Origin of the sequence: Devosia salina (assembly GCF_019504385.1) — a bacterium.
Lineage (GTDB): Bacteria > Pseudomonadota > Alphaproteobacteria > Rhizobiales > Devosiaceae > Devosia > Devosia salina.
The window spans coordinates 2450919-2470856 of the sequence record NZ_CP080590.1 but is presented as its reverse complement, the minus strand read 5'-3'; the positions used below and the strand labels follow the sequence as shown (position 1 = coordinate 2470856).

At 64.1% G+C, this 19938-nt stretch carries 21 protein-coding genes; 14 read left to right on the top strand and 7 right to left on the bottom strand.

Annotated features, from left to right (window positions below; genetic code table 11):
* Positions 1 to 52 precede the first annotated feature (52 nt).
* Positions 53 to 925, bottom strand: coding sequence for a phosphoserine phosphatase SerB (serB, locus tag K1X15_RS12015; protein ID WP_220303844.1), 873 nt, complete (start codon positions 923 to 925; stop codon positions 53 to 55).
* Positions 926 to 949: 24 nt separating this feature from the next.
* On the opposite strand from serB, the gene miaA reads away from it, so the two are divergent.
* Entirely contained in the window at positions 950 to 1846 is an 897-nt protein-coding gene (miaA, locus tag K1X15_RS12010; RefSeq protein ID WP_220303843.1) for a tRNA (adenosine(37)-N6)-dimethylallyltransferase MiaA, read from the top strand.
* Here miaA and K1X15_RS12005 read toward each other — a convergent pair.
* Positions 1843 to 3255 carry an MATE family efflux transporter gene (locus tag K1X15_RS12005; RefSeq protein WP_220303842.1) on the bottom strand — a complete coding sequence of 471 codons (1413 nt, stop codon included), beginning with the start codon at positions 3253 to 3255 and terminating at the stop codon, positions 1843 to 1845. The genes miaA and K1X15_RS12005 overlap by 4 nt on opposite strands.
* Before the next feature lie 82 nt (positions 3256 to 3337).
* On the opposite strand from K1X15_RS12005, the gene K1X15_RS12000 reads away from it, so the two are divergent.
* From K1X15_RS12000 to K1X15_RS11985, 4 genes are all read left to right on the top strand, one after another.
* The gene (locus K1X15_RS12000) at positions 3338 to 3700 is read left to right on the top strand and encodes a DUF423 domain-containing protein (RefSeq protein WP_220303841.1); all 363 of its coding nucleotides are present in this window, start codon (positions 3338 to 3340) and stop codon (positions 3698 to 3700) included.
* Between the two features lie 75 nt (positions 3701 to 3775).
* Positions 3776 to 4051, top strand: coding sequence for a hypothetical protein (locus K1X15_RS11995; RefSeq protein WP_220303840.1), 276 nt, complete (start codon positions 3776 to 3778; stop codon positions 4049 to 4051).
* Between the two features lie 368 nt (positions 4052 to 4419).
* Positions 4420 to 4635: a cold-shock protein gene (locus K1X15_RS11990; RefSeq protein ID WP_035087182.1), complete on the top strand. Its 216-nt coding sequence runs from the start codon at positions 4420 to 4422 to the stop codon at positions 4633 to 4635.
* A gap of 106 nt (positions 4636 to 4741) precedes the next feature.
* On the top strand, positions 4742 to 5203 hold the full coding sequence (locus tag K1X15_RS11985; protein WP_220303839.1) for an NUDIX hydrolase: 462 nt from the start codon (positions 4742 to 4744) through the stop codon (positions 5201 to 5203).
* A 15-nt stretch (positions 5204 to 5218) separates the two neighbouring features.
* Here K1X15_RS11985 and K1X15_RS11980 read toward each other — a convergent pair whose 3' ends face one another.
* A complete protein-coding gene (locus tag K1X15_RS11980) occupies positions 5219 to 6718 on the bottom strand; it encodes an inorganic phosphate transporter (protein ID WP_220303838.1) in 1500 nt (499 codons plus the stop codon).
* 383 nt (positions 6719 to 7101) lie between these two features.
* Between K1X15_RS11980 and K1X15_RS11975 the strand changes: the two genes are divergently transcribed.
* The 3 genes from K1X15_RS11975 (at position 7102) to K1X15_RS11965 (ending at position 10305) form a co-directional block, all read left to right on the top strand.
* On the top strand, positions 7102 to 8871 hold the full coding sequence (locus tag K1X15_RS11975; protein WP_220303837.1) for an acetolactate synthase 3 large subunit: 1770 nt from the start codon (positions 7102 to 7104) through the stop codon (positions 8869 to 8871).
* A gap of 22 nt (positions 8872 to 8893) precedes the next feature.
* Positions 8894 to 9448 (top strand): acetolactate synthase small subunit, encoded by a 555-nt coding sequence (gene ilvN / locus K1X15_RS11970; RefSeq protein WP_220303836.1) that lies wholly within the window; start codon positions 8894 to 8896, stop codon positions 9446 to 9448.
* A gap of 110 nt (positions 9449 to 9558) precedes the next feature.
* Positions 9559 to 10305, top strand: coding sequence for a pyridoxine 5'-phosphate synthase (locus tag K1X15_RS11965; protein ID WP_220303834.1), 747 nt, complete (start codon positions 9559 to 9561; stop codon positions 10303 to 10305).
* A 27-nt stretch (positions 10306 to 10332) separates the two neighbouring features.
* Here the strand turns inward: K1X15_RS11965 and K1X15_RS11960 are convergent, their stop codons facing one another.
* Entirely contained in the window at positions 10333 to 10659 is a 327-nt protein-coding gene (locus K1X15_RS11960; RefSeq protein ID WP_220303833.1) for a hypothetical protein, read from the bottom strand.
* A 361-nt stretch (positions 10660 to 11020) separates the two neighbouring features.
* On the opposite strand from K1X15_RS11960, the gene K1X15_RS11955 reads away from it, so the two are divergent.
* Positions 11021 to 11638, top strand: a complete 618-nt coding sequence (locus K1X15_RS11955; protein WP_220303832.1) for an NADPH-dependent FMN reductase — start codon at positions 11021 to 11023, stop codon at positions 11636 to 11638.
* Positions 11639 to 11797: 159 nt separating this feature from the next.
* Complete coding sequence (locus K1X15_RS11950; RefSeq protein WP_220303831.1) at positions 11798 to 13726, top strand: potassium transporter Kup; 1929 nt, start codon at positions 11798 to 11800, stop codon at positions 13724 to 13726.
* Between the two features lie 36 nt (positions 13727 to 13762).
* Here the strand turns inward: K1X15_RS11950 and K1X15_RS11945 are convergent, their stop codons facing one another.
* Entirely contained in the window at positions 13763 to 14194 is a 432-nt protein-coding gene (locus K1X15_RS11945; RefSeq protein ID WP_220303830.1) for a hypothetical protein, read from the bottom strand.
* A gap of 107 nt (positions 14195 to 14301) precedes the next feature.
* Complete coding sequence (locus K1X15_RS11940) at positions 14302 to 15423, bottom strand: NADH:flavin oxidoreductase/NADH oxidase (protein ID WP_220303829.1); 1122 nt, start codon at positions 15421 to 15423, stop codon at positions 14302 to 14304.
* Between the two features lie 154 nt (positions 15424 to 15577).
* Here K1X15_RS11940 and K1X15_RS11935 point away from each other — a divergent pair, with 154 nt between their 5' ends.
* Positions 15578 to 16462, top strand: a complete 885-nt coding sequence (locus K1X15_RS11935; protein ID WP_220303828.1) for an alpha/beta hydrolase family protein — start codon at positions 15578 to 15580, stop codon at positions 16460 to 16462.
* Here K1X15_RS11935 and K1X15_RS11930 read toward each other — a convergent pair.
* Entirely contained in the window at positions 16459 to 17211 is a 753-nt protein-coding gene (locus tag K1X15_RS11930) for an IclR family transcriptional regulator domain-containing protein (protein WP_240549474.1), read from the bottom strand. The genes K1X15_RS11935 and K1X15_RS11930 overlap by 4 nt on opposite strands.
* A gap of 125 nt (positions 17212 to 17336) precedes the next feature.
* Between K1X15_RS11930 and K1X15_RS11925 the strand changes: the two genes are divergently transcribed.
* Genes K1X15_RS11925 through pcaF form a run of 3 tightly spaced genes read left to right on the top strand, consistent with a single transcriptional unit; the run spans position 17337 to position 19931 of the window.
* On the top strand, positions 17337 to 18059 hold the full coding sequence (locus K1X15_RS11925) for a 3-oxoacid CoA-transferase subunit A (RefSeq protein WP_220303827.1): 723 nt from the start codon (positions 17337 to 17339) through the stop codon (positions 18057 to 18059).
* A complete protein-coding gene (locus K1X15_RS11920; RefSeq protein ID WP_220303826.1) occupies positions 18056 to 18727 on the top strand; it encodes a 3-oxoacid CoA-transferase subunit B in 672 nt (223 codons plus the stop codon). Before K1X15_RS11925 ends, K1X15_RS11920 begins: the two co-directional genes overlap by 4 nt.
* A gap of 1 nt (position 18728) precedes the next feature.
* Positions 18729 to 19931, top strand: coding sequence for a 3-oxoadipyl-CoA thiolase (gene pcaF / locus K1X15_RS11915; RefSeq protein ID WP_220303824.1), 1203 nt, complete (start codon positions 18729 to 18731; stop codon positions 19929 to 19931).
* The last annotated feature ends 7 nt before the right edge of the window (positions 19932 to 19938 follow it).

Genomic DNA, 19938 nt, shown 5'->3' with positions numbered 1-19938 from the left:
GCGCAGTCACCTGCGCCGGCCCTTCTTATTGCACGGTGCCGTGGTTGCGCGGTCAGCGCACGAAGTCGTCCTCGGCATAGCCCTGCAGGTAGAGCAGGGCGGTCAGGTCGCCATGGTCGATGCGGATGCCGGCCGCCGCGGCGACTGCCGGCTTGGCGTGAAGGGCCACCCCGAAGCCGGCCACCCCGAGCATGTCGAGGTCGTTGGCGCCATCGCCCACCGCCAGGGTCTGGCTGGCATTCAGGTTTCGTTCATTAACGAGGTCCAGGAGCCGCTTTTTCTTGGTGTCCTTGTCGACAATGGGCTTGGTGACGGTCCCTGTCAGCCGCTCGCCATCGAATTCCAGGACATTGGCAATCGCCTCGTCAAAGCCGATCCGCTTGGCGAAGTAATCGGCAAAAAATGTAAATCCGCCAGACACTAAGGAGGTATAGGCGCCATAGGCCTTCATGGTTTGCACCAGCGCCCGCCCGCCCGGCGCCAGGGTGATCGCCTCGCGGCGCACTTCTTCAATCACCTTGCGCTCTAGCCCTTTGAGCAGGGCCACGCGGGTGTCGAGCGCCTGCGCGAAATCCAGCTCCCCGCGCATGGCTTTGTCAGTGATTTCAGCCACTTGCGGCTTGAGATCGAGTGCAGCGGCGAGTTCGTCGATGCATTCCTGCTCGATCATGGTGGAGTCCATGTCGGCCACCAGCAATTGCTTGCGGCGGCCCTCGGCAGGGACCACATTGGCGTCCACGGCCCGGCTGCCGATGATGTCGCGGGCCAGCTCCAGCGCGTCGGGCGCGGTCGGCTCATGAATATCGCAGGCAATAGAGTGGTTTAGCCAGTTGAGTTCTCCGCCGGTTTGGGCCACCACAGCCTGGGCCAGGGCCGCATCCAGCTCGGGATCGGCGGGATTGGCGATGAGGGATAGAACCGGCATGAGGACAGCAACTTTCGGGAGAGTATGGTGACAGGCCAAAGGCGCGCTGTGCTGATAGCGGGTCCGACTGCCAGCGGCAAGTCGGCGCTGGCGCTGGAGCGCGCGCAGGCCTTTGGCGGGGTGATCATCAATGCCGACGCCATGCAGGTCTATGACACGCTGCGTGTGGTCACGGCCCGGCCCGGCCCCGCCGATGAGGCGCTGGCAGAGCATCGGCTCTATGGCACGGTGCCCGCTTCCGAACGCTTCTCCACCGGGCAGTGGGTGCGGGCGGTGCAAGCGCTCCTGGATACGCTCGATCCGGCGCGCGAGACGATTTTCGTCGGCGGTACGGGGCTTTACTTCGATGCCCTGACCAATGGCTTTGCCGATGTGCCAAAGATTTCATCGGCGCTGACGCTTGAAGTTCAACAAGAGATTCAGGCGCTTGAAGAGCCCGAGCGGATGGCCCTGCTACAGGCCGAGGACCCCGAAACGGCGCGGCGGCTCAAGGTTGCCGATCCGCAGCGCGTCACCCGTGCCCTCGCTGTCAAGCGGGCCACCGGACGTGCCCTGTCGAGCTTTCAGGGCGACCAGCAACCCGGACTTCTGGCAGGGTGGCACCTCGAACGCATGGTATTGTCGCCCGATCGCGACGTCTTGCGCGATCGGATCGCGCGGCGCTTTGCCGCCATGTTCGAGAGCGGCGCGGTCGAGGAGGTCGAGGCCCTGAGGGCGTTGCACCTCGACCCCAGCCTGCCGGCGATGAAGGCGATCGGGGTGCGGGAGATCTCCGACTGGCTCGACGGTCTCCATGGCCGTGAGGAGGCCATCGCGCTGGCGACCACGGCGACCCACCAATATGCCAAGCGGCAGCGGACCTGGTTCCGCAACCGCATGGGCGACTGGCCGCGCCTGGGGCTGGCGGGTGAACCGCTTTAGGCGATCCGCTCGAGCAGTCCCAATCTTTCGCGCATCGCAAATCGCCCCACCAGCAGGACCGCCACGAAGGCGAGGCCGGCCGCCAGGCCCAGCCAGATGCCGACGCCGCGCAGATCGAGAACGAAGCCCATCAGCCAGGCGACCGGCAAGCCGACGCACCAGTAACCCAGGATGGCCATGAACATGGGCACCTTGGTGTCACTCAGGCCGCGCAGGGCATGGGCCGCGACCACCTGGGCGCCATCCACCAGTTGGAAGAGACCGGCTATGGCGAGATAGGCGGCCGCGAGGACAAGCGCGTTCTGGTTCTCGGCAAGCCTGGGGTCGAGGAAAATCGCGACAATGGCCGGGCCCAGCAGAATGAACGAGAGGGCCGACACCGCCATGAAGCCGGTTCCTAGCATGAAACTGGTCCAGCCGGCCTTGCCGATTCCCTCCGGATCCCGGCGTCCATAGGCGATGCCCACACGCACGGTCGCGGCAATGCCCAGGCCCAGGGGCACCATAAAGGCCAGTGATGCGCATTGCAGGGCAACGGCGTGTGCGGCCAATTCGTCGGTGCCCAGCCGGCCCATGAGGATGGCGGCGGCGGCGAACAGGCCGACCTCGGCCAACACGGTGAGGCCGATGGGTGAGCCGATGCGGAAGATTTCGCGGAAGCGCGGCCAGTCCGGCTTCCAGAAGCGAATGAGGATGTTGAAGCGCTTGAAGCGGCGGTGACGCAGCACATAGGTCAACATCACCCCGAGCATGAACAGATTGGTGAGCGTCGTCGCAATCGCTGCGCCGCGCAGTTCGAGCCTTGGCAGGCCGAAATTGCCGAACATCAGCAGGTAGTTACCCAGCGCATTGACGATCACGCCACCCACCGTGATGACGAGGATCACCCTTGAGGCATCAAAGGTCGAGAGCAGTGAGCGCAGCACGATGACGCCCATGGCTGGGGCCAGCATGAGTACTGCGATCTGGATATATTCCTCGGCGCGAGCGGCCAGGGCGGCGTCCTGGCCGAGCCAGCCATAGACGGTGCGGATTTGCAGAACGATCGGGGCGAGAATGACAGCCAGCAGGATCGCCGCCCAGAAGCCCTGGCGCACCACGCGACGAATGGCCTTGATGTCGCGTCGGCCGCGCGCTTGCGCGGTGAGCGGGGCGACCGCGCCCACGACGCCGACACCGAACAGGAAGAGGGGCATCAGGAAGCTGTTGGCCAGCGTGCCTGCGGCCAGCGCCTCGGGGCCGAGCCAGCCCATCATGATGACGTCGGTCGCCTGCAAGGCGTTCTGGGCGATCTGGGCGATCACCAGAGGCCAGGCCAGGGCGAAGGTGGCACGGAATTCGCCGCTCCAGCCACGCAGGGATGGTGGGATCGGCGGCGCCGGAACGGTCGGCGCGACGTTGTCGCTCATTGTCATTTCTCTCACTCGCGCCCCATGCTGTAGTCCAATCCGCTGCGGCGCGAAAGCCGAGCGCTTGCCCGAAAGGCCGCCCATGACCCTGCTGTCGCGAATGCTGTTGCTCCTTGCGGGTGTGCTCGGCGCTGCCGGAGTTGCTGCCGCCGCTGCGGCCTCCCACGGCGAAAGCCGCAATCTCTCGGCGATCGCCACCATCTTCCTGGCGCACGCGCCCGTGCTGCTGGTGCTGGCCCTGCATGGCCGGAGCCGGCTGCTGGGTGCTGCGGCTGTCGCGCTGGCGGCGGGGACGCTGGTGTTCGGCAGCGATCTGGCCCTGAGGCAGTGGATGGGCCATGCCCTCTTTCCCGCCGCCGCGCCGCTGGGCGGGGTGACCATGATGCTTGGCTGGCTGCTGATCGTTGTTGCCGGCGTCGCGGCGAAGGGCGGCGCTTCGACTTAATAAAGATTAAAACTGGCGCGGAACCATTCACAGCACCGTGCATTCTTTCGTGCGAGCAATTCGTTGGAGGTATTCATGCACAAGATCCTGATCATCGCCGCTACCGCACTGTCCCTGGCCGCCTGCACCACCACCCAGCAGGGTGCTACCGTGGGTGCCATTGGCGGTGGCATCATCGGCGCTTCGGCCACCGGTGGTAACGTGGTTGGTACTGCGGTTGGTGCCGGTATCGGTGCCGTGGCCGGTGCCGCTGCAGGCGAGCTTCTTGGCTATTACGGCACGAGCCGCGACCGCTGCGTCTATGAGCGCGCCGACGGCACCCGCTATATCGACACCTGTCCGCGCGGCTGATCCAGATCATCGCGTGACCTAAAAAGGCCCGCATCGAGCGTGCATAACGCTTGAGATTCGGGCACTCATGCCGCAGCGCCCCCTGCGGCCCGCGCCCCCAGGCGCCAGACACCCGGTTGGCCCCCCGACCGGGTGTTCTCTCGTGCAGAGCCGGTATTCTGTCATCGGCAGACACCGGCCTTGAAAAACGCACAGTAAACAGAGATAATTAGCTCATACGTGCCACTTGTCTTGCGCTATCTGAACGACCGGCCTTGCCGGAAACTTGGCTACCTCCTGATCTCGTGAACCGTAAGTCCGGGAATTGCACGTCCCGGATAAACCCTTCCGCCGCATCTGCGGCACAACAGACCAAGAGGACCATCGTTATGGCCGCAATCACCGGTACCGTGAAATTCTTCAACACCACCAAGGGCTATGGCTTCATCTCGCCCGACAATGGCGAAAAGGACGCATTCGTCCACATTTCCGCCGTGCAGCGTTCGGGCCTGCAGGGCCTGTATGAAGGCGACAAGGTCAGCTTCGAACTGCAGACCGGCCGCGACGGCAAGGTCTCGGCCACCGAGCTGACCCTGCTGAGCTAATCCCCAGAATTGAAAGGGCCCTTCGGGGCCCTTTCTCTTGCCGCGGTAGACTCCATCGGTGCGGCTGTGCGACAGAGCCGACAGACCGATTGCCAGCGGAACAGACATGCGCGACTTCCTCAAGCACTGGAGCCCTCGGGTTCAAACCTCCGGCGACCTGCGCCAGGCGGGCGCGATGCCCTATGCCGTCATCGACGGACGCGTTGCGTTCCTCCTGATCACCTCACGGCGCAGCGGCAAGTGGATTTTTCCCAAGGGCGCCATCGAGCCCGATACGACCCCCTGGGACAGTGCCGCGATGGAGGCACTCGAAGAGGCTGGTGTCTCGGGGGAAATCGCGCGGGAAGCAGTCGGCAGCTATCGTGCCAGCACCGGTGGCGATGGCGCCACGCTGGTCGATGTCGACCTCTTCCCCCTCAAGGTCACGACACAGCACGAGAACTGGCGCGAAAAGGACCAGCGTTTGCGCCATTGGGCGACGCTGCCAGAGGCGCGGCGCCTGCTGGCCGATCCGATCCTGGGACGGCTGGCGGCAAGCCTGCATGCCCAGGTAACCGGCAGCAAGTAGGCCTCGGGCCGGCTGCTAACCGATCAGCAGGCGCAGGCCCCAGAAGAGCAGGGCCGACAATGCGGCCGAGGCTGGCACGGTGATCACCCAGGCCGCCGCGATCGAATAGACATGCTGACGGCGCACCAGCAGGCGCGTCTCGACCTGGCGGGCATTGGCCAGGGCCTCCTCGGGCGTGGCATTGAGCTGACTGGCGTCAACGAAGCGGGCATTGACCGGAACGGCGGTGCCTTCCATGTCGCGGCGCGAGATATATTCGCGCAGGAAACCGACGCCGAACACCGCGCCCACTGCGATATGGGTGGACGATACGGGCATGCCCAGCGCCGAGGCGATGAGCACGGTCACGGCCGCCGACAGGGCGGCGCAGAAGGCGCGGATCTCGTTGAGCTTGGTGATCTGCTCGCCCACCGTGCGGATCAAGCGGGGGCCGAAGAGGGCCAGACCGAGCGAGATGCCAATGGCACCAATGGCCAGGACCCAGAAGGGCAGGGCGATCCCGGCCACTTCGCCATGGCCGGTCTGGATGGTGGTGACGATGGCCGCGAAGGGGCCGATGGCGTTGGCAACGTCATTGGCGCCGTGCGCGAACGACAGCAGCGCCGCCGAGACGATCAAGGGCAGGCGGAACAGATGGGCCACGTGCTTCTTGCGGTTTTCCATGTGGCGCGACTGGTGGCGGACCCAGGGCATGGCAGCGATCCAGCCCAGGCAGCCGAACAGGATGCCGAGCAGGAATGTCAGCCCCCAGCCCGGCTTCCAGATGCGGCTCAGGCCCTTGGTCGCCAGGTACATGGCGAAGACGCCGGTCATCACCGCCACGAAGACCGGCACCCAGATGCGCGCCGAAGTGATCTTGTCGAGGCGGGTGGTGATGGTGGCGCGGATCACCACCAGAAAGAGCGCGGCCAGGATGCCGCCGAGCACGGGGGAAATGACCCAGCTCATGGCGACGGCGCCAATGGTGGACCAGTTGACGATGGCAAATCCGGCGGAGGCCATGCCAGCGCCGACCACCCCGCCCACCACCGCGTGGGTGGTCGAGACCGGAGCCCCGACATAGGTGGCGAGGTTCACCCAGAGAGCCGAGGCCAGCAGCGCCGCCATCATCACCACCACGAAGGTGCGTGTCTCCAGGTCGGGTGAGATCAGGAGGTCCCGGGCCACGGTGTTGACGACATCACCACCAGCGAGCAAGGCCCCCGCGGCCTCGAAAATGGCCGCGATGACCAGGGCCCCGACCATGGTCAGGGCACGCGAGCCGACAGCCGGGCCCATATTGTTGGCCACGTCGTTGGCACCGACATTGAGGGCCATGTAGCCGGCGATCAGCGCGGCGATCACCACGACATAGGTGCCCGGGCCCTGTCCCACCGCAAAGCTGGCCCAAACGCCGGCGACCAGCAGGAAGACCAGCGCAATGCCGGGGGCTGCCAGCGTGCGGCTGAGGTCGTGGGTGGCGGTCTCGAGGCCCGAAACCCGCTGCAGATCCTTGTCGAGCGCGCTTTTGCTCATGTCACCGAACTGTCACAATTGCCATTGGTTCCGCCCTTATCATCTCGCCGGCCCGCTGCCACCCCCAATTGCCACCACGTTCGGGGGTGTGCACCGGTTTTGTCGCAATGCCGTGACAGTATGACTGCCTGCCGACTTGACTTTGGCTCGACAGTGCTTCTATCAATGCGCCGTCTAGAATTTTTGGAGCGGTCCCGTGCGGGCACTCATTCTCGTAGTAGGCAGGCGCATCGGCAACGTGGGGTAGAACCCCGCGCGAATGCTGGTGCGCCGAAAACAGGTCCCAAACGGGGCCTTTTTTATTGCCTTTTTTCCGCCGCGCGGGAGAGGCGGCATTGAAGGACAGGCCCTCCGGGGCCATGAGGATTAGGAAGGGCTGAGAAATGGCCGAGAAAATGACCGGCGCTGAAATGGTGATCCAGGCGCTGACCGACCAGGGTGTCGAACACATCTTCGGCTATCCGGGCGGCGCTGCCCTGCCAATCTACGACGCCATGTTCCAGCAGGATTTCGTCAAGCATATCCTGGTGCGGCACGAACAGGGCGCGACCCACATGGCCGAGGGCTATGCGCGCTCGACCGGCAAACCCGGCGTGGTCCTTGTCACCTCGGGTCCGGGTGCGACCAATGCGGTGACCGGCCTTACCGATGCTCTGCTCGATTCCATTCCGCTCATCTGCATCACCGCCCAGGTGCCCACCACGCTGATTGGCACCGACGCCTTCCAGGAGTGCGACACGGTCGGCATCACCCGCTCATGCACCAAGCACAATTATCTCGTGAAGTCGGTGCAGGACCTGCCGCGCATCCTGCACGAGGCCTTCCTGATCGCCACTACCGGTCGCCCCGGTCCGGTTGTGATCGACATCCCCAAGGACGTGCAGTTCGCCGTGGGCGAATACTACAAGCCCCAGTCCGACACGCTGCGCCACCAGTCCTACCGCCCGCAGGTCGATGGTGACATGGCCGCGATCGAGGCGGCCGTGGACCTGATGCTCAAGGCTGAACGTCCGATCTTCTATACCGGCGGCGGGGTCATCAATGCCGGTCCCGAAGCGTCCGCGCATCTGCGCGAACTGGCCGACCTCACAGGTTTTCCCGTCACCTCCACGCTGATGGGGCTGGGTGCGTTCCCCGCCTCCAATCCGCAATGGATGGGCATGCTGGGCATGCACGGCACATACGAAGCCAATATGGCGATGCATGATTGCGACGTCATGATCAATATCGGCGCCCGCTTCGACGACCGCATCACCGGCCGCATCGATGCCTTCTCGCCCAACAGCAAGAAGATCCATGTCGATATCGATCCCTCGTCCATCAACAAGGTGGTGCAGGTGCATGTCCCCATCGTGGGGGATTGCGGGCGCGTTCTGGAAGAGATGATCCGCATCTGGCGCAGCCGCACCAACGAGCCGCGCACCGAGGCCATTGCCGGCTGGTGGAAGCAGATCGGCAAATGGCGCGATGTCGGTTCGCTCAATTTCAAGAATTCCGACACGGTCATCAAGCCGCAATGGGCCATCCAGCGGCTCTACGAGGCGACCAGGAAGCAGTCGAAGGAGGTGTACATCACCACCGAAGTGGGCCAGCACCAGATGTGGGCGGCCCAGCATTTCCATTTCGACAAGCCGAACCACTGGATGACGTCGGGCGGCCTGGGCACGATGGGCTATGGCCTGCCGGCAGCCGTGGGCGTGCAGGTTGCCCATCCCGACGCGCTGGTGATCGACATTGCCGGCGAGGCTTCGGTGCAGATGACGATGCAGGAAATCTCGACGGCGGTGCAATATCGCCTGCCGATCAAGATTTTCATCCTCAACAATGAGCGCATGGGCATGGTGCGCCAGTGGCAGGACCTGCTGCATGGCTCGCGCTATGCGCATTCCTATTCGGAATCGCTGCCCGACTTCGTCAAGCTGGCCGAGGCCTATGGCGGCAAGGGCATTCGTTGCGAGAACCCGGCGGAGCTCGATGCGGCGATTGCCGAAATGCTCGACTATGATGGTCCGGTGCTCTTCGACGTGATCGTCGAGAAGGACGAGAACTGCCTGCCCATGATCCCCTCGGGCAAGCCCCACAACGAGATCATCCTGCCCGATACGGCCAATATCGGCGACATCATCGACGAGAAGGGACGCCAGCTGGTTTAGGCCGGCAGCGGAGGACACGACAATGAACGCACATTTGCAGCCCACCGGTTCGGCCTATTTCCTGACCCAGGAAACCCAGCAGACTGAACGCCATACTCTCTCGGTGCTCGTTGACAACGAGCCGGGCATTCTCGCCCGGGTTGTCGGCCTGTTTTCGGCGCGCGGGTACAATATCGAGAGCCTGACTGTCAGCGAGACCGAACACGACAAGCGACTTAGTCGCATCACGGTCGTCGTCATCGCCACGCCCAAGGTGCTGGTGCAGATCAAGACGCAGCTCGAGCGGCTGGTGCCGGTGCATCGCGTGCATGATCTCACCGCCGAAGGGGCTTATCTCGAGCGTGAGCTGGCGCTGATCAAGGTGCAGGGCACCGGCGATCACCGGGGCGAAACGCTGCGGCTGGCCGACGCCTTTCGCGCCCAGATCGTCGATGCCAGCGTCGAGAGCTTCGTTTTCGAAGTGACCGGCAAGCCGAGCAAGATCGACAGCTTCATTGCGCTGATGCAGCCGCTGGGGCTGGTCGAAGTGGTGCGCACGGGCCTGGCCGCGATCTCGCGTGGTGCCCAGGGCATGTAGCTGCACGGAGCGCCCTCGAGCCTGCGCTGATCGATCCTATCAAAAGGTTCGATTGGGCGCGGCGCCGGGTCTGGTGTATGGCAGGTTCCGAACCGTTTCGAGTCCCTGCCATGACCCTGCTTTCCGTCAATCTCAATGCCGTGGCGCAATTGCGCAATCGTCGCAATTTGCCCTGGCCCAGTGTCACGGGCATTGCCCGCGTCGTCCTGGATGCGGGGGCGAGCGGCATAACCGTGCATCCGCGCCCGGACGAGCGTCATATCCGGCGCACGGATGTGTTCGACCTGTCGGCACTGCTGCGGGCCGAATATCCCGAGGCCGAATTCAATATCGAAGGCTATCCCAGCGAAGACTTCCTGGCGCTGATCGAAGACGTCGATCCGCAGCAGGTCACGCTGGTGCCCGATGATCCGGCCCAGGCGACCTCCGACCATGGCTGGGACTTTGCCGGCAAGGGCAATTTCCTCACTTCCGTGGTGCAGCGGTTGAAGCGTTCGGATCGCCGCATTTCGCTGTTCTGCGATCCGGATGCAGGCGCTGCGGGCATTGCAGCGGCCAAGGCCACTGGGGCCGATCGCGTCGAATTGTTCACCGGCCCTTACGGCGCCTGCCATGACGATCCGGAGCAGGCCAGGCAGGAACTGGCCGTGCTGGCGGAAACCTGCAAGGCGGCGCTGGCTGCGGGGCTCGGGGTCAATGCTGGTCACGACCTGACCCTGGATAATCTGCCGGCCTTTCAGGCAGCTGTTCCCGGCGTGGCAGAAGTGTCCATCGGCCACGGGATCACGGCCGATGCCCTGGTGATGGGGTTTGCCGAGGCGGTTGCGGCCTATCGCAAGGCGCTGGCAGACCGGTAGGGACGCCTCAGCGTCTCTGCCATTTCGTCAGTCCGTATAGTTGAAGTCGCTCAACTCGCAGACATTGTTGCCGTATTTCACGACTTCGTCGCCATCTTCAAAAACGGCCCGGAAGTCATAGATGCAGTAACCCGTGCCGTCATCGATATTGATGACCACGCTGTTTCCTGCCGGCAGGATGTTCTTGCCCAATATGTCTTCCTGCCAGGTCGTTGCATCCTTGTTGGATGCATAGAATTCGATGATGTCGTAGGAAGAATGATTGTTGATGCGCACGCGGCGATCCAGCGCCGACGCTTCGCTGACGCCCATGGCCACGATGGCCAAGGCGATTGACATGCGTAGAAGTGTCATTTGGTCCCTCCAAGACCCCCCATTACTTGGCGTAAGGCTAAGGCGAATTTCCGTCAAGCGGGAGATTTGGAGCGGGGAAGTATAGGGTGTGGCGTTACTGGGTGCCCTCGGCCGGCGACCGCCCAAGTCCCCGCATTGTTCCCGCCTGACGAACGGTCTGTCATGTCTGCCGGGCGAATGGCGCTTGTGGCGGGTCCGTTTCGCCGCATGAGGCGGAAAAATACGAGTTTTCCTATACTTACATGAATGTTCCCGGGGCACCTGCCTGTCCCCGGCTGACAGCAAAGTGCCTTCTTGAGACTTTTTGCGACAGGCACATATATCGCCTCAGTTACGATTTGTTACCAAGGAGGGCACTCAAATGTCCAAGCTCAAGATCGGCGTCATCATCTCCTCCACCCGTCCCACCCGCTTCGGCGAAACCCCGGCAAAGTGGATCCTGGACAAGGCGAATGAACGCCCGGAGATCGACGCCGAGATCGTCGATCTGCGCGATTTCGACCTGCCGTTCTTCGACGAGATGGCGTCCAATGCCTGGATGCCGTCGCAGAATCCCAATGCGGTGAAGTGGCAGAACAAGATTTCCCAGTTCGACGGCTTCATTTTCGTGGTGGCCGAATACAATCGTGCCATCACCGGCGCACTCAAGAACGCCATCGACCAGGCCTATGTGAACTGGAACAAGAAGGTGTTTGGCGCCGTCGGCTATGGCACTGTCGGTGCTGCCCGCGCCATCGAGAATCTGCGCACGATCGGCGTCGAACTGCAGATGGTCTCGACCCGCTCGGCCGTACATATCGGCGGTGCCGATTTCTTTGCGGTGCATCCGCTGGGCCAGCAGAACAAGCCCATGTCCGACATTGAGGCCTCGATCGGTGCCTCTGCCAAGGACATGCTCGACCAGCTGGTCTGGTGGGGCCAGGCCACCAAGGCCGCCCGCGAAGACGACGCCGCTGCGATCGCCGAGGCTGCCGAATAGAATACGAAGACCTCCAAGTCCTCGTTTGCCAGTCAGGGGCCATCCGGAAACGGGTGGTCCCTGACTGCTTTTGAACTATTCGGTCCACTAGGTGTTGTCTGTGACCGGTGTCGGGTGTATAGCGGCGCCCGCCCTGAAACAGCGAGAGCCCCCCAGCTCATGACGCATACGGAAACTGCCGGTTCCGCAACCGGTGACGTAGCGACCGAACAGGCCAGCCACGCAAGTTCCAGCCTGCCAATACTCGTGCTCGGCGCTTTGGGCGTTGTTTTCGGGGATATCGGCACGAGCCCGCTCTATGCGTTTCGCGAGGCCCTGCATGCCACCACCCATGGCGGGCAGACCGTGGCCAGCTATGACGAGGTTCTGGGGCTGTTGTCCCTGATCGTCTGGGCGCTGACGCTGATCGTCACAGTCAAATATGTCAGCTTCGTCCTGCGCGCCGACAATAATGGCGAGGGCGGCACGCTGTCGCTGATGTCGCTGGCGCGCAAGGCGGTGAAATCGCGGCGCGGCGTCGTCCTGGCCCTTGGCCTCGTCGGCGCGGCCCTGTTTTTCGGCGATGCGATCATCACGCCGGCCATTTCGGTGCTTTCGGCCGTGGAAGGCCTGCAGGTGGTGGAGCCGCGCCTGGCGCGGTGGGTCGTGCCGATTACCCTCCTGATCATCGTGGCGCTGTTCATGGTGCAGCGGTTCGGCACCGGTCGGGTGGCCGCGGTCTTCGGGCCGATCACCGCGATCTGGTTCCTGACGCTGGGATATTCGGGCGGCGTGCATATCTTCGAGGCGCCGCAGGTGCTGTGGGCCATCAATCCGTTCTATGCCCTGGCCTTTGTTTTCAACCATTCCGGCATCGCACTGGTGGTGCTCGGCGCGGTCTTCCTGGCGGTTACCGGGGCCGAGGCGCTTTATGTCGATCTGGGGCATTTCGGGCGCAAGCCGATCGTGACCGGGTGGCTGCTGATCGTCTTTCCGTGCCTGCTCCTCAATTATTTCGGGCAGGGCGCCTTCGTGCTGGCCAACCCGCACGCGGCCGAGAACCCGTTCTTCCTGATGCAGCCCGAATGGGCGCGCATTCCCGTGGTGGTGCTGGCAACGGCGGCGACGGTGATCGCCAGCCAGGCCGTGATCTCGGGGGCCTATTCCCTGGCGCGCCAGGCGACCAACCTCAACCTCCTGCCGCGCCTCAATGTGCTGCACACCTCTGAGACGCAGAGCGGCCAGATCTACATGCCGCAGATCAATACCATGCTGTTCATCGCAGTCATGCTGCTGGTCATCGGTTTCCAGAGTTCGAGTGGCCTGTCGGCGGCCTATGGTATTGCCGTCACCGGCGAAATGCTGGTCACCGCGGTGCTGCTGTTCATCGTCATGCGCGGTATCTGGGGCTGGAAGCTGTTGTCGGCCCTGGCGGTCGTCATTCCACTGGGCCTGATCGATCTTGGTTTCTTCATCGCCAACCTGGCCAAGTTCACCCAGGGTGGCTGGGTGCCGGCGGTGGTCGCCTCGATGCTGGTGGTGATCATGGCCACCTGGATGCTCGGCCGGCGCCGGCTCGCGGAAAAGACCCGTCGGGACGAGGTGCCGCTCGAATTCCTGGTCGAGAACCTTGCCAAGAAGAAGCCGACCACAGTGCCCGGCACGGCCATTTTCCTCACCAGCGATGTGGAAGGCGCGCCCACGGCACTGCTGCACAGCCTCAAGCACTACAAGGTCCTGCACGAGCAGAACGTCATCCTGACCGTCCGCACCTCGACCTCGCCGCGCGTGCCGGACGATGAGAAGGTGACGATCGACGCCTATAACGAATTGTTCTTCCGTGTCGTGGTGACGTTCGGCTTCATGGAAAGCCCCAACATTCCCAAGGCGCTGGCCCTTGCGCGCAAGCTGGGCTGGAAGTTCGACATCATGTCGACCTCGTTCTTCCTCTCCCGGCGCTCGTTGAAGCTGGGCAAGAAGAGCGGGCCGCTTCGCTTCTGGCAGGACCGGCTGTTCATCCGCCTGGCGCGCAATGCCAGCGACGCGACCGAATATTTCCACATTCCCACCGGACGCGTGGTGGAAATCGGCACCCAGGTGATCATCTAGGCCGCTGCGAGGGGGAAGGGTGGGGCCGGTGCGGCGCTACTTTTCCATGTCGGGGCAGAGATAGGGGACGCTGGCGGGGGCAAAGCGCTGTTCCTCGGCGCCGCCGACGAGCTTGAGGTTGAGCACAAGTTCATCGGCGCTGAGCGAGGCGATGTCGGCGCTGATGGTCATGCCGTCCTCTTCCCAGGAAATTTCCGTGTCCGAAACCTGGTGCCAAGTCGAGAGCCGGTAGGTTTCCCAGCAACTGTCCGACACCAAGGTGCCATCGGCGAGGAAGATGTGCATGACACTGGGCAGGGCGGAGGCATCGCCCTGCTTGACCCAGACGCGGTTGAGGAGGGGATTGTCGTCCCCGCCCTCGCGTTCCTCGGCGGCCGCATCGTCATCCTGGGCGAGCGCGGGAACCGTGACACAGGCGCCCACGCCCCACACGGTCATCAGTGCGAAAATGGCGGCCTTGGTATCCATGTCGTTCTCCCGTGCTTCGGTCTCACTTGGTCATCGGCGAAGCAGGCCGCAAGGGTAGGGACCAGAACCGGGCGAAATTTGGTTCGCCCGGTGACCGTCCAGAGGTTTTATGCGCGGACGCCGAGCACCTTGTCGCGCCCTTCGACGCGCCGCTCCTGCACCGGCCAGAGCGAATAGTCCTCGTCGAGCACGCGGGCGGCATGCACCGCCCAATTGGGGTCGTCGAGCGCGCCGCGGGCCAGCGCGATGAAATCGGCTTCGCCGCTCTGCAGGATCGTCTCGGCAGCGGCCACGTCCCCGAGCAGGCCGACGGCCATGGTGGGGATGCCTGCGCCTTCCTTCACCGCCCTGGCAAAGGGGACCTGGTAGGCAGCCGTGGAGGCGATGCGTCCCTGGGCCAGCCCGCCGCTGGAACAATCGATCGCATCGACCCCGCGCGCCTTGAGTTCCCGCGCCAGCACCACGCTGTCCTCCGGCGTCCAGCCGCCCGGCGCGTTGTCGCTGACCGAGAGGCGGGCCAGCAGGGGCTTGTCAGCCGGCCAGACGGCGCGCACGGCTTCGGCAATCTCGAGAACCAGCCGCATGCGGTTTTCACGGCTGCCGCCATAGGCGTCGGTGCGGTGGTTGGCGAGCGGCGACAGAAACTGGTTGAGCAGGTAGCCATGGGCCGCGTGAATTTCGACCGTGTCGAAGCCGGCCTTTTCGGCGCGCAGGGCCGCGGCGACGAAACCGTCGATCACGCGCCGGATGCCGTCGGCGTCGAGCGCGGCCGGCACCTGGTAGTTCGGATCGTCGGGGTCGTGCGATTCTGCGCTGGGGGCCACGGGCTGCCAGTGCTCGTAGCCCACGGCGCGGCGCTGGGCCTCGGTGGCCAGCTGTTCGGGGCCGTGCCAGGAGACCGGTGTCGAGGCCTTGCGTCCGGCATGGGCCAGCTGGATGCCCGCGGCCGCGCCCTGGCTGTGGAGGAAGTCGACAATGCGAGCGAGCGGGGCGATCTGTTCATCCTTCCACAAACCCAGGTCGCCATAGGAAATGCGCCCCTCAGCCACCACGCCCGTCGCCTCGACCATCACCAGCCCGAACCCGCCCAGCGCGAAGCGCCCCAGATGCACGAAGTGCCAGTCATTGGCGAAGCCATCGATGGCGGAATACTGGCACATGGGCGCTACAACGGTGCGATTGCGCAGGGTGAGGCCGCGCAGGGTGACGGGCGAGAGAAGCTTGGACATGAAAATTTCCTTGGCCGGGGAAGGGCTGGATAGAAGGCGTCCTACATGCCCCTTTTGCCATTCATCGGCAAGTGCCGATGATTAAAAGCTGTGTTGCGGCAGACGCATTTCCATGACTAGGCTTGCGCAATGCCTGTCCGAGCCGGAGCCACAAATGCCTGTCACTGCTGACCGTTTTCGTGAACTGCTGGGGTTCGAGGACAGGGGCGTCACCCTGCTGTCGCGGCAGATCCAGCCCAGCGGGGACTATACGATCGAACATTTGCGACTGCGGATCGGGGATGAGGACGTGCGCGGCATCCTGACCCGGCCCACGGCGGCAGTGGGGCGCTTGCCCGCCATTCTCTATGGCCATTCCCATGGGGGCGGCTACGCCATCGGCGCGCGCGAGCTGCTCGACGGGCGGGAATATCTGGTCAGCCCCCTGGGCCCGGTCTTTGCGCGGGCCGGCTATGTGACCCTCAGCATCGACATGCCCGTGTTTGGCGAGCGGGCCAGCGTCAGCGAAGGTTCGGCCGCCAAGGCGCTGCTCTGGTATGGCAAGTCGCTTTTCGGGCAGATGCTGTCCGATCATGCGGGCGCGCTGACCTATCTGGCCGGGCGCGACGATGTCGATGCCACGCGCATCGGCGCCTTCGGTCTCTCCATGGGCTGCGTGCTCAGCTATTGGCTCGCGGCGATCGACAAGCGCATCGCGGCCGTGGCGCATCTGTGCTGTTTCGCCGATTTCCGCACCATGATTGCCCTGGGCGCCCATGACGGCCACGGCATCTATCTCACCGTGCCGGGCCTGCTCCGGGAGGCCGATGGCGGCAGCATCGCCGCCTTGATCGCGCCGCGCCCGCAGCTGATCTGCGTGGGCGAGGCCGATCATTTCAGCCCGCCCGAAGCGGTCGCCCGGGCTCTGGAGGATTTGCGCCCGGCCTATGAAGGGGAACCCGGCATGCTCGAATTCCTCAGCGAGCCGGGCATCGGGCACCAGGAAACGCCCCGCATGCGCGCGGCCGTGCTGGACTTTTTTGCCCGCCGGCTCGGCTAGGCCAACAAGGCCTTGAGTTCGGTCTGCACCGACAGCATCGGCGCAAGGTAGTCGAGCAGGTCGCTGACGCTGTTCTGCGTCGCCGGCAGTCCCACATTCATGGCCGCTACGGTCTTGCCACGGGCATTGACGAGCGGCACGGCAATCGAGCGCAGGCCGATCTCCACCTCCTGGTCAATCAGGCAATATCCCTGGTTACGGACAGCTGCGACTTCGGACATGATCGCGTCGACATCGGTACGCGTGAACCGCGTCCGGGCAATCAATGGAAGCCTCCCCAACCTGTCCGTCGCGTCTTCAGGCGGCAGGGCGGCAAGCAATACCCGTCCCATCGAGGTGCAATAGGCAGGCAGGCGCGAGCCCGGCATCAGGCCAATCGACATGACCTTTCGCTGCGCGGCGCGCGCTACATAAACGATCTCGGCGCCATCCAGAATCGATACGGAGCTGCTTTCCCCCAGGCGGTCGGACAGGGCGTCCAACAGCGGCTGGACGAGCTGGGGCAGGGGCATGGTTGCAAGGCAGGCGGTTCCAAGGCGGAGGATCCGCGGCGTCAGCGTGAAATATTTGCCGTCATAATCGGCATAGCCCAGATGCGCGAGCGTGAGCAGGCAGCGCCGCGTCGTCGCCCGGTCGAGCCCGGATGCCACCGATACCTCGGCGATCGACTGTCGCGGCTTGTCGGCCGTGAAGGCCTCGATGACGGAAAGCCCCTTGGCCAATCCGCCCATGATGTCGCGCTCCAGCATGACCGGCCTCAATTTGTGCGATATGTCAACAAATGCAGTATATCGCACAAAGTCAATTGCCCACAAGTGCGCCCGAGGCGTATTTCAAGGCCATGCAATCGGGCTCATGAGAGGACCAGAAGCTGATGGACAAGACGGTCCCCGATCTGGCGACAGCGGTATCGGGCATTGAAGACGGCATGGTGCTGATGGTGGGCGGCTTTGGCGGCTCCGGCGCACCGATCGAGCTCATTCACGCGCTGATCGATCGGTTCAAGGCGACGGGAAGCCCGAAGAACCTCACAGTGGTCAACAACAATGCCGGCAATGGCCGCATCGGCATCGCTGCGATGATCGACGCGGGCATGGTTACCAAGATGATCTGTTCCTTCCCGCGTTCGGCCGATCCGCGCGCCTTCACCGAAAAGTATCTGGCCGGCGAGATCGGGCTGGAGCTGGTGCCGCAGGGCACACTGGCCGAGCGCATCCGCGCCGGGGGGGCGGGCATCCCCGCCTTCTACACCCCGGCCAGCTATGGCACCGATGTCGCCAAGGGCAAGCCGGTGGCCGAGTTCGACGGCAAGCACTATGTGCAGGAACGCTGGCTCAAGGCCGACGTCGCCATCATCAAGGCCGAACTGGCCGACACTTTGGGGAACCTCACCTATCGCAAGGCGGCGCGCAATTTCTCGCCTTTGATGGCGGCTGCAGCCGCCAGGACCATCGTACAGGCGACTCGGATCGTCCAGCCCGGCGACATCGATCCCGAGCATGTGGTGACACCCGGCATCTTCGTCGATGGCGTGGTGGAAGTCAGCGACCCCAAGCAGGAAGAAGCCCTGATGCGCGAAGGAGTGGCCTATTCATGAGCCAGAAGCTTTCCAACGCCCAGATCGCCTGGCGTGCCGCGCAGGACATCGAGGACGGCGCCTATGTCAATCTGGGCATCGGTTTCCCCGAAATGGTCGCCAAGTTCCAGCCGCCGGGCAAGCAGGCGATCTTCCACACCGAGAATGGCGTGCTCAATTTTGGCGAGGCGCCGGCCGCGGGCGAAGAGGACTGGGATCTCATCAATGCCGGCAAGAAGGCCATCACCCTTCGTCCCGGCGCGGCCTTCTTCCACCATGCCGACAGCTTTGCCATGGTGCGCGGCGGGCATCTCGACGTGGCGATCCTGGGCACTTATGAAGTGGCCGAGAATGGTGACCTCGCCAATTGGTCGACCGGCCCCAAGGGCGTGCCGGCTGTCGGCGGGGCGATGGACCTGGTCCATGGCGCCAAGCGCGTCGCGGTGATCACCGACCACGTCACCAAGGACGGCAAGCCGAAACTGGTGAAAAAGTGCACCCTGCCGCTGACTGGCGTCGGCTGCGTCACCCGCGTCTATACCAGCCTTGCAGTGCTCGACATCGAGAACCAGCGCTTCGTGCTGCGCGAAAAACTGCCCAATATGAGCGTTGACGAATTGCAGGCCGTGACCGGCGCCGAACTGGTGCTGCCCGAGCAGATCGGCGACCTCGTCGCCCCGGAGTTGTGAGATGAGTGAAGCCTTTATCTGCGCCTACAAGCGCACCCCCATCGGCCGCTTTGGCGGCGCGCTCTCCGCTGTTCGCCCCGATGATCTCGGCGCCATTCCATTGAGGGCGCTGATGGCCGAGCATGCATCGCTCGACTGGGAAGCGGTCGACGATGTCATCTTCGGCAATGCCAACCAGGCCGGCGAGGACAATCGCAATGTGGCGCGCATGAGCCTCTTGCTGGCCGGACTGCCGGTGAGCGTCACCGGCACCACCATCAACCGGCTCTGCGGCTCGGGCATGGATGCGGTGATCGCGGCGGCGCGGGCGATCAAGTCTGGCGAAGCGGACCTCATCATCGCCGGTGGCACCGAGAGCATGAGCCGCGCACCCTTCGTGCTGCCCAAGGCGGAAACGGCTTTTTCACGCAATTCCGAAATCTACGACACCACCATTGGCTGGCGCTTCGTCAACCCGCAGATGAAGGCGCTTTACGGCGTCGATTCCATGCCCGAGACCGGCGAGAACGTGGCCCAGGAATTCGGCGTGAGCCGCGAAGCACAGGACGCGTTTGCCGTGCGCAGCCAGGACAAGGCCGTCGCAGCCCAGAAGAACGGCCGGCTCGGCCAGGAGATCGTGCCGGTGACGATCCCGCAGAAGAAGGGCGAACCCATCGTCGTCGACACCGACGAGCATCCCCGCGCCGGCACCACTTTGGAGACGCTGGGCAAGTTGCGGGCGCTCTTCCCCAATGGCACGGTCACCGCCGGCAACGCCTCAGGCGTCAATGACGGTGCTGCCGCACTGATCATCGCTTCGGAGGCCGCTGCGAAAAAGCATGGCCTCACCCCGATCGCCCGCATTCTGGGCGGCGCCACGGCCGGCGTGCCGCCTCGTATCATGGGCATGGGCCCGGCGCCCGCCAGCAAGAAGCTCTTCGCGCGCCTCGGTCTCACCCAGGCCGATTTCGATGTCATCGAGCTCAATGAGGCCTTTGCCAGCCAGGGCATTGCCGTGTTGCGTGATCTGGGCATTGCCGAGGATGATGGTCGCGTGAACCCCAATGGTGGTGCCATTGCCTTGGGGCATCCGCTGGGCATGAGCGGCGCCCGCATCACCGGCACCGCTGCGCTCGAGCTCAGCCTGTCGGGGAACAACCGGGCCCTCGCCACCATGTGCATCGGCGTGGGGCAGGGGATTGCCATCGGCCTGCAGGCGGTTTGACGCCGCC